We start from the raw sequence: 9099 nt of genomic DNA, 5'->3' as shown, positions 1-9099 counted from the left end.
CCAAAAGAATAAAATTGCACCTTTCTCACCAATGTTTTCATATAAGTTAAAATTTTCTACAATTTGACCATCTGCAAGTACAGCTGTTGCTGTAAAATCTGGAGCTTTTTTTGTTACTAACATTTTTAATCCTTTTTTTTATTTAATTTATGAAATGATAATAAGTTAAAGCTTAAATTATAATAAAATTTATTAGAAGATAATAATTATCCATAAAATAGAAAAAATATTTATTTTAAAAAAGTTTTTATTTAAAATTTAAATTTTTATTGAAGTGAAAAAAGTGGATGGGGTAGAAGGATTCGAACCTTCGAGTGACGGTACCAAAAACCGTTGCCTTACCGCTTGGCGATACCCCAGAAGATTGATTAAAAAGTGGAGCTGGTGAAGGGAGTCGAACCCCCGACCTGCTGATTACAAATCAGCTGCTCTAGCCAACTGAGCTACACCAGCACACTTAAAAATGGTGTCAAGAGAGGGACTCGAACCCTCGACCTCCGGCTTATGAGACCAGCGCTCTAACCAGCTGAGCTACCTTGACATTTTATAAATTGGTTGCGGAAATAGGATTTGAACCTATGACCTTCGGGTTATGAGCCCGACGAGCTACCTAGCTGCTCTATTCCGCGATAAATAAAAGAACTTTTAACATTAAAGTTAAAGTGGAGCGGGAGACGAGACTCGAACTCGCGACAGTCTGCTTGGAAGGCAGAAGCTCTAGCCAACTGAGCTACTCCCGCAAAATCTTAAAAAACAATATAATGTTTTTAAGGAGTGTGATTATAATTGAACTTATATTAAAAAAGACTTAATATTCAACTATTTTATAGCTATTTACAAAATAAAAGTGATTTTAATCATATTTCAATAGAAAAAATTGCTCCTTTTTCTTTATTTAATACATTTATTTTCCCTTTAAAGTGAGATTCTATAATCATTTTTGACATGTAAAGTCCAATTCCTGTTCCTTTTTCTTTTGTTGTAAAATATGGATCAAATATTAAATCTAAATACTTTTTTTCTATTCCTCCTGCATTATCAAAAATAGTTGTGATAGATGTATTGTTTTTTACTTCAAGGGTAATCTTTATTTCGGGATGTTTTATATTATTTGAAATAATCGCATCTTTTGCATTTGTTAAAAGATTTAATATTACTTGAGAATACTCATTTTCATAAGCATTTATTTGTTTGTCTTCCTTAATCTCAAATTGAAAATTTATATTTAAACTGTCGAATATTGGTAACATTATTTCAATAGCTTTTTTTATAGCTTCACTCAGATAAAAAATCTCTTTTTGTTTGTTTATTTTATAAAAATCCTTAAAATTATCAATTGTTTTTGACATAAAATCCAATTGAGAATTTGATTCTTTTATTTTTTCGTTTAAGTATTTTATATCTATTTTTTTATCTTCTAGTGCTAATTGAAAATTCATATTTATAAAACCTAAATGAGTTAATGGTTGTCTCCATTGATGAGCAATGTTATTTATCATTTCTCCCATTGAAGCTAGTTTATTTTGATGAATTAAAAGTTTTTCTTTTTCATTTTTTTCTTTTGCTAAATTTTTTAACATATATCCCAGAGCAAAACTAAAAATTAAAGATTCTAACGGTGCTCCAATATGTACAGTATAAATTCCACTAATTGGAATTAAATAGTGTTCGGCTGCATAAATAAAAATGCAAACAACAAACCAACCAATAGTATAAACTATTGCATTTTTATCTCCTTTTATTATGGCAATTGTTCCTACAATAGTTGGAATTAAAAACCCTATGTGAAAAGGTATATAAATATATAAAATAGAATATTTATATATTAAAATTGCTATTAAGTCTAAAATATTAAGTATTACAAAAATATTTAAAAAAATATGAATTTTAGGCATCTTCTCTTTAGTTTTTAAAATAGCTTGTGCAAACAAAAGAGTAAATAAAAAACTAAGAGTTTCTGCTGTATCAACTAAAGCTTGGGGAATTGATGTGGGGTATGCTTGATAACTAAAGTACATAAATCCAATAAGAGATAAAAGAACAAAAATTTGCATTAAAGAATAGTATAAAAAACATTTCATTTTAGTTGAAAAAAATATGATTAAATAGTACAGAAAAGCACAAAATATTATTCCATAAGCAACTCCATACAATATACCTTCATATTTTAATAAATATTTATATTCAAAACTATTTATATAATTCCATCTAAATTGTGCAATTTTTGGATTATCATATTTGTATTTAAAAAATATCTCTTTTTCTTGAAATTTATCAAGTTTTACAACTATTATATTATTTATAATTTCATATTTAACATTTGTATAAATTAAGCTATCCTTATCTGAAACAATTGTTAAATAGTAAGTTTTATTTTCGAGTTTTTCAAAATCTAATTCAAACTTAATTGTGAATTCATCTAAAATCACATTTTGATAATCTTCATATTTTAGTTCTTTAAAATTTATATCATCTTCAGAAATATAATCTTTTATAAAATAGCCAAAATTGTGTGCATAAAGATTTGAAAAAAATAGAATAAAAAATATAAGTGATTTCATAGGCAGATTATACAATAATTTAATGAAATAATATTAATTATCATAATTTATGATTCTTTTTTGTATAATTGCGCCATGAGTAGAAATGAGTTTAAAAATATAAAAGTATTATTCGTAGAAGATGAAGAAAATATAAGAGTAAATGCTATTTCTTATTTAAAAAGATTATTTGAAGAAGTGTACGAAGCAAAAGATGCTTTTGAAGCCTTTGAAATAATTAATAGTAAAAAACCACATATTATAATAACAGATATAAATATGCCTAAAATAAATGGCTTAGAGATGATAAGAAAAATTAGAGAAAATGATATTTATACTAAAATTATAGTTTTAAGTGCTCATACTAAAACAGATTATTTATTAGAAGCAATTGAATTAAAACTTGAAAAATATTTGGTAAAACCTATTCGTCATGAAACAATATTTCCCATATTAAGTGATTGTGTAAATAAAATAAAAAATAGCAAAAATATAAAATATTTTTCAAAAGATTGTTATTTTGATATTTCAAATAAAATTTTATATAAAAATGAAAATATAGAAAAATTATCAATAAAAGAAGTTGATTTATTATCCCTTCTTTGCGAAAATAGCGATAGATTAGTCGATTATGATACTATACAATCTATTGTTTGGAATGATGATTTTATGAGCGAAGGGGCTTTAAGAACAGTAGCAAGAAAACTAAGAAAAAAACTTCCAAAAGATTGCTTATATAATTTTTCAAAGATTGGCTATAAAATTACTACTGTTTAATTATCTTTTATTTAGATAAAATAACTATTTGCTGCTTAAATATTCTTTTGCAACTTTGATACATAATCCAGATTTTGAACTTGCATCTATTAGACTTTCACCATCGTTTAAAAGTCTTAGTAAAATTACTTGTTTTGCTTTCATACTAACATTTGTTATTGACATTTTTCTCCTTTATAATTTATTTTGTTTTTTATATTAGATAGCTCTAACATTTTTTGCTTGAGGACCTTTATCGTTTTTACCGATTTCAAAAGATACTTTTTGACCATCATTTAATGTAGATCTTCCGTAATTTAATGAATTAATTTCACTATGGTGAACAAAAAACTCTTGATCTTCATTTTCTAATTGGATAAACCCAAAACCTTTTTCACTGTTGAACCATTTTACTGTTCCGATATTTTGATTTGCCATTTGCAATTCCTTATTGTTTGATGTTGCTTCATATATGAAGCTATAGATAAAGTGTAATATGGAGTTTTATTTTTATTAGGTGTTAGTATTAATTTGTGAGTATCAATAAAAGCAAACTAAAGATGTGATTAAACTCTAAATCATCTTTAATACGCCGATTGTATCTGAAAAAATAAATAAAAGCAAATTTAAAAAGAATTATTAGATTAAATTGTTTGAAAATATATGTATAAAAGCTCTTTTTTAATATTTAATTTATATTTTTCAATATCTAATTTTCTTATTTTTTTCGAGTTTTTCAGTGTTTGAACATCTTCATCTGCTTTAAATCCAGCATTAAACTCTTCTTGATTTAATTCTAAAAGTTCTTCATAAAGTTTTATATCATTTAATGCAAGATTTATTCTATTTTCGAATTGTTTTATTGTTTCAATTGAACTATCATAAACTTTTTCTAGTTCAATTGATGTTAATTCTTCCTTTTTTCTATTTTGTAAATATACTAGTTTTGAATATTCTATGTCATTTGAAAACGTATAATTTAAAGGCATAGTTATGCTTGCACCATAATTATAATAATCTTGCGATTTTTTTGTAGTTGAATCTTGATATCCAACTGCTCCAGTTAGGTTTAAAGCTGGAAGATATTTACTTTTAGTTTTTTTGTATTCATTTTGGCTTACTTGTGATTCTAAATTTGCATATAGTTTTTTTGTAGATTTTTCTAAAAATATATCTTTTGAAATCAAAGATATAGAAGGAATACTTAAATTATTTATTTCATAAGAAGTTAGTTTTTTTATATCATTTTCATAAATAACTTTATTAAGTTTTAGATTCATTTTTGAATCTTCTAATAAGTTTTTTTTCATAATAGCATCGTTTAAATCACTAATATCGCTTTGACCATTTCTATATTGCGATTTTTTTATATCAACTTCTATTTCACTATTTTTTATGTTTAGGTCATTTTGTAAAATATTTATATCATTTATTTTTAAATCAATAAAGTTTTTATACAAAGTATTTAAATCTTCAAAATTTTCCATTTTTATTTTTAAAGCTTCTTGTTTAAATAAATTATTTGCATAATCAATTTGAGAAGAAATACCACCAAAATCAACTATTTTTTGATTTAAATTTAAAGAATAATCTTTTGTTTTTATATTTTCATCATCTTTACTTTGACTAAGTGATATATTCAAATCATTTAACCATTCATATTTATTTACCTCTTTTTTTTCTTCTATGCTTTTTGTTTCTAAATCTCTTATTTCATTTTTTAAAGGCATTAAAACTTCATTTGATTTTTCATTTGCAAAAAGCAAAGAAGAGAATAAAAAAGAATATAAAATTTTTTTCATTATTTGAACTCCACAGTTATACTTTTACCAAACTCTTTTGAGTCAATTTCTAGTTCTAACTTATATGCAGAAATAAAAGTTTTATCAGGAGTAATGTCAAGTTTTTTTATTTTTACATCTGATTTTTTACCATCTAAATAAATCTCTTTTGATTTTATATCTTTATAATCTTCACTATTTAGATAAATAACTAGTTTTGCTTTACTTATATCATATGCAGTTGCGATTTTAGTTCCTACATTTACATAATCATATTTATTAACAACAAACTCTTTTAGATATAAGTTGTCTAAAGCAATTTCTTTTTTGCTTAGTGTATTTTTTGTATTTGCTATTGAAATTTCTAAATCTTTTATACTATTTTTTAATTCAATAATTTCCATATATTTTTCATCTTTTTCAAAATCACTTTTACCTTTTATAGTTTTAAATTTATTGTAATAATCTTGTAAAATTGAGAGTTTTTCATTTAAAAGATTTAATTGAGTTTGATAAAGGCTAAGATTTTCTTTATCTAAAACATTATCAATTTTTACGATAACACCATTTATAATATTCATCTCTTTATTTTTATCAAGATATGTTATTTCTCCACTTGCATTTGCATAAATACTGAATTCATCTTTTGGTTCAATTTTTGCTATATATGAGTTAGCAAATAAAAATATTGGAAATAGTAAAAAAATATATTTTGTCATTTTTAATCCTTGATTTTATATAAAGTTGCAAAAAGAGCAGGGACATAAACTAAATTTAAAACTGTTCCCCATAAAATCCCAAATCCTAAAGAAACGGCTATTGGTTGAAGCATTATAGATTCTCCTGTTGGAAAAAATATTAAAGTAAATAAACCTAACATTGTTGTAATAGAAGTTATTAAAATAGGGCGAACTCTTAATTTTGCATTTTCAAAAAACTCTTTTTTTGTTCTTGTATGATGTAAAAAATTGAGCATAATAATTCCATCATTTATAACAACACCAGCAAGTCCTAGCATACCAATCATTGATTGTGAATTTAGATTTATTCCCATTATAAAGTGACCAATAATTGGTCCTAAAATCGTAAAAGGAATAACAGATAAAATCACAAAAGTACTTTTAAAAGAGGGGAAGATGATAAGTAAAGTTATAAATATTAAAAATATTGAAACTAAAAAAGCTTTGATAATGTCTAAAGCCAATTTATCGCTTTTTTCTTTTTCTCCTCCAAAATTTATTTGAATACCAGATTTTTTTATGTCTTCTATAGTGCCTTCAAGTTTTTCTAAAACTTCAGTTGCATTTACAATATCATTTTGAACATTTGCCATAACTTTTTTATAAATTTGTCCATTGATTTTTTGCATTTCATTGAAATTTCTTTCAATTTTGAAATCAACAACTTCTTTTAACTGAACAAATTGGTTATTGTCAAGTGGAATGTAAAAGTTTTTTAACTCTTTTATACTATCTTTATTTACTGATTTTGTTATTATTTTGATAATTCCATCTTCATTGAAAGTATTTGCTTGTTCTCTTTCTAAAAAGAAACTACTAATGGCTTTTGCTATATCACTATCTGTAAGTCCTAATTGTCTTCCATAAGCATTTACTATATATTTATATTCACTTTGACCTAATATTGTGTTATCAGTTATATCTTTTACTCCATTTATATTTTTTAGTTTTTCTTTTAATTTTTCAATATTCTGAACTAACAATGAAGTATCATAAGAATTCAATAAAATCTCAATATCTGTTGAATCCATACCCATTTTTTGAGAGATTATGTTATAGTCAATGGCATTGTCTTCTTTTAATAAAGGATTGATTAAATCTCTAATCATATTCATAGCATCATTAGAACTAATAAGTCTTACTTTATCTGGTCTTTCAAAATCAAAACTAAAGTTTAAAATAGGATTTATATAGTTTTCTACAAAATTTTCTTCTCTAAACTCTTCAAGTTCCACTGAAAGAATAAATCCATTTTCTATCTCCTCTTCATTATCTGCAATATCAACATATAATCCAATTGTTGTTGTTATATTTTTTATATAGAGTTCTTTTGCATTCTCTAAAAGAGCTTTTTCATACTTTTTTGCAATATTATCGGTTATTTCAATAGGAATAGAGTTCTCAAGTTTAACTGCAATTTCAATATTACTTGAATCAATATCTGGAAAAAGTTGGAATCTACTACTTTTTATAAGAATAATAGAAATTATGGGAATAGTTATAAAAAATATAACTAAGAAGCTTCTTTTATGTTCTATTACTTTGTGTAAAATATTTTCATAAAAGTTATATACTTTTGTCCAATCTAATTGTTTTTCATTTACCTTTAAAATATGTTTTGCATGAAGTGGTAAAAATAAAAATGATTCAATAATTGATGAAACTATCAAACAAGTAATAACAATAGGAATTAACTTAATAAAAAGTCCCATTTCTCCACTAACAAATAACATAGATATAAAAGCAAAAACAGTTGTAATTCCAGCTATTATAACTGGACCTATCATCTGTTTTGTACCTTTTAAAATAGCTTTGTCAAGTTCATAACCTTCATCAATATGTCTTTGAATATTTTCACTTACGATAATTGCATCATCAACTACAATTCCAAGAGCTATTAACATGGCCATCATTGAAACCATATTTAGACTATATCCCATCATTTCTAAAAATAGTAATCCAATAATAAATGAAAAAGGAATACCTAAAATAATAACAAATGATAATCTAGGACTAATCAAAATATACATAGCAAATCCAACTAAGATTAACCCTAAAGTTATATTTGCCAAAATCGTATTTAATCTTTCATTGATTAATTTAGAATTGTCTCTTGAAACAACTAAAGTAATATCTTCATAAGAAGCTTCAGTGTTTTTAAGTAACTCTTTTATCTCTTTTGTTAATTTTATACTATCACCATTTTTATTTTTATATACTCTTAGAGTTAAAGTATTTTCTCCATTAAGTCGAGAAATAGTCTCTTTTTTAGGATATCCAATAGTTATGTTTGCAATATCATTTAGATAAATCTTTTTTCCATCTATTTTTAAAATACTATTTTCCCAAAATTTCGAGTCAAATTTATTGTTAGCTGCACTTAAATAGACATGATCTCCAACTTGTTCTATATTTCCAACAGGATAGATATAAGATAATTGTGAAATTGCATCAATAACACTAGAACTATTTAATCCATACATATTTATTTTTTTATTGTCTAAAGCTAACTCTATTTGTAAATCTGCATCTCCAAAATTTCGTACTTTATTTATATTCTTAATTTGCATTAAAGAGTTTTTCAAATTATCTGCAATTTTTAATAACTCTCTTTGATTATATTTTGAAGAAGATAAAGCAATAGATAATAATGACCACTCTTCATCCATAATTCTTACATTTGGTTCTTCCATATCCGAAGGAAAATATCTTTTTGCAAGACTTACTGCATCTTTTACTTCATTTAATTTTATAGTTTTATCAACTCCATCTTGAAGTTCAATATTTATTGAAAAAAATCCTGAATAAATATATGAAGTGATTTTTCCAAGTCCTGAAATAGAGTTTAATTGATTTTCTATTTCACTTACTGCAAAGTTATTTAGACTTTCTGCACTAGCTCCTGAATAACTTCCTTCTATATCAAGTTTTTCAAGTTGAGTTGTAGGAAAAACTTCTTTAGGGATATTTATATATGAAAAAATTCCTAAAATTAAAAAAAATATTAAAATAGTGTGGTTTAGTTGAGAGTTTTTATAAAAATAGTCTATTATTTTGTACATAATAAACCTTGATTAATAGATAGATTTTTTAATATTCTTTCATTTATTTCATTGCTTGAAAAATTAAATCTAAATATTGACTCTTTGATATGAGAATATATATTTTCTTTTTTTATACCTCTAAACTTTTTCAAACGGTTATTTATAAACTCTTGCAAATCAAGTGTTGAAGTATAAAAACCTACAACTGTAAAATTTTGTGTATGTTTATTGTAAAGGA

7 protein-coding genes, 5 tRNA genes and 2 pseudogenes are annotated in these 9099 nt (G+C 24.3%); 1 reads left to right on the top strand and 13 read right to left on the bottom strand.

Features of this window, described 5'->3' with window-relative positions; translation table 11 throughout:
• The 7 genes and pseudogenes from B0175_RS11325 to B0175_RS07530 form a co-directional block, all read right to left on the bottom strand.
• A pseudogene (locus B0175_RS11325) lies at positions 1–123 on the bottom strand (peroxiredoxin); the annotation flags it as partial.
• Positions 124–284: 161 nt separating this feature from the next.
• Positions 285–359 (bottom strand) — tRNA-Gln (locus tag B0175_RS07555).
• A gap of 17 nt (positions 360–376) precedes the next feature.
• A tRNA-Thr gene (locus tag B0175_RS07550) sits at positions 377–453 on the bottom strand.
• 11 nt (positions 454–464) lie between these two features.
• Positions 465–541 (bottom strand) — tRNA-Met (locus B0175_RS07545).
• Positions 542–552: 11 nt separating this feature from the next.
• Positions 553–629: transfer RNA gene (locus B0175_RS07540), tRNA-Met, on the bottom strand.
• 34 nt (positions 630–663) lie between these two features.
• Positions 664–740: transfer RNA gene (locus tag B0175_RS07535), tRNA-Gly, on the bottom strand.
• Between the two features lie 117 nt (positions 741–857).
• The gene (locus B0175_RS07530) at positions 858–2561 is read right to left on the bottom strand and encodes a sensor histidine kinase (protein ID WP_108528008.1); all 1704 of its coding nucleotides are present in this window, start codon (positions 2559–2561) and stop codon (positions 858–860) included.
• A 75-nt stretch (positions 2562–2636) separates the two neighbouring features.
• Here B0175_RS07530 and B0175_RS07525 point away from each other — a divergent pair, with 75 nt between their 5' ends.
• Positions 2637–3317 carry a response regulator transcription factor gene (locus B0175_RS07525; RefSeq protein ID WP_108528007.1) on the top strand — a complete coding sequence of 227 codons (681 nt, stop codon included), beginning with the start codon at positions 2637–2639 and terminating at the stop codon, positions 3315–3317.
• Positions 3318–3341: 24 nt separating this feature from the next.
• Here the strand turns inward: B0175_RS07525 and B0175_RS11260 are convergent, their stop codons facing one another.
• The 6 genes and pseudogenes from B0175_RS11260 to B0175_RS07500 all read right to left on the bottom strand — a co-directional run.
• On the bottom strand, positions 3342–3482 hold the full coding sequence (locus tag B0175_RS11260; RefSeq protein WP_004511245.1) for a hypothetical protein: 141 nt from the start codon (positions 3480–3482) through the stop codon (positions 3342–3344).
• 33 nt (positions 3483–3515) lie between these two features.
• Positions 3516–3734: a cold-shock protein gene (locus B0175_RS07520; RefSeq protein ID WP_108528006.1), complete on the bottom strand. Its 219-nt coding sequence runs from the start codon at positions 3732–3734 to the stop codon at positions 3516–3518.
• A gap of 206 nt (positions 3735–3940) precedes the next feature.
• On the bottom strand, positions 3941–5098 hold the full coding sequence (locus B0175_RS07515; protein WP_108528005.1) for a TolC family protein: 1158 nt from the start codon (positions 5096–5098) through the stop codon (positions 3941–3943).
• Positions 5098–5796 carry an efflux RND transporter periplasmic adaptor subunit gene (locus B0175_RS07510; RefSeq protein WP_108528004.1) on the bottom strand — a complete coding sequence of 233 codons (699 nt, stop codon included), beginning with the start codon at positions 5794–5796 and terminating at the stop codon, positions 5098–5100. Before B0175_RS07510 ends, B0175_RS07515 begins: the two co-directional genes overlap by 1 nt.
• Before the next feature lie 2 nt (positions 5797–5798).
• Positions 5799–8879, bottom strand: coding sequence for an efflux RND transporter permease subunit (locus B0175_RS07505; RefSeq protein WP_108528003.1), 3081 nt, complete (start codon positions 8877–8879; stop codon positions 5799–5801).
• Positions 8867–9099, bottom strand: a pseudogene (locus B0175_RS07500) (hypothetical protein); the annotation flags it as partial. The pseudogene B0175_RS07500 and the gene B0175_RS07505, both read right to left, overlap by 13 nt.

This window comes from Arcobacter lacus, from assembly GCF_003063295.1.
In the GTDB taxonomy this organism is placed as follows: Bacteria; Campylobacterota; Campylobacteria; order Campylobacterales; family Arcobacteraceae; genus Aliarcobacter; species Aliarcobacter lacus.
Note: the sequence above shows the minus strand (reverse complement) of the source record. Positions and strands in the feature narration are given on the sequence as shown.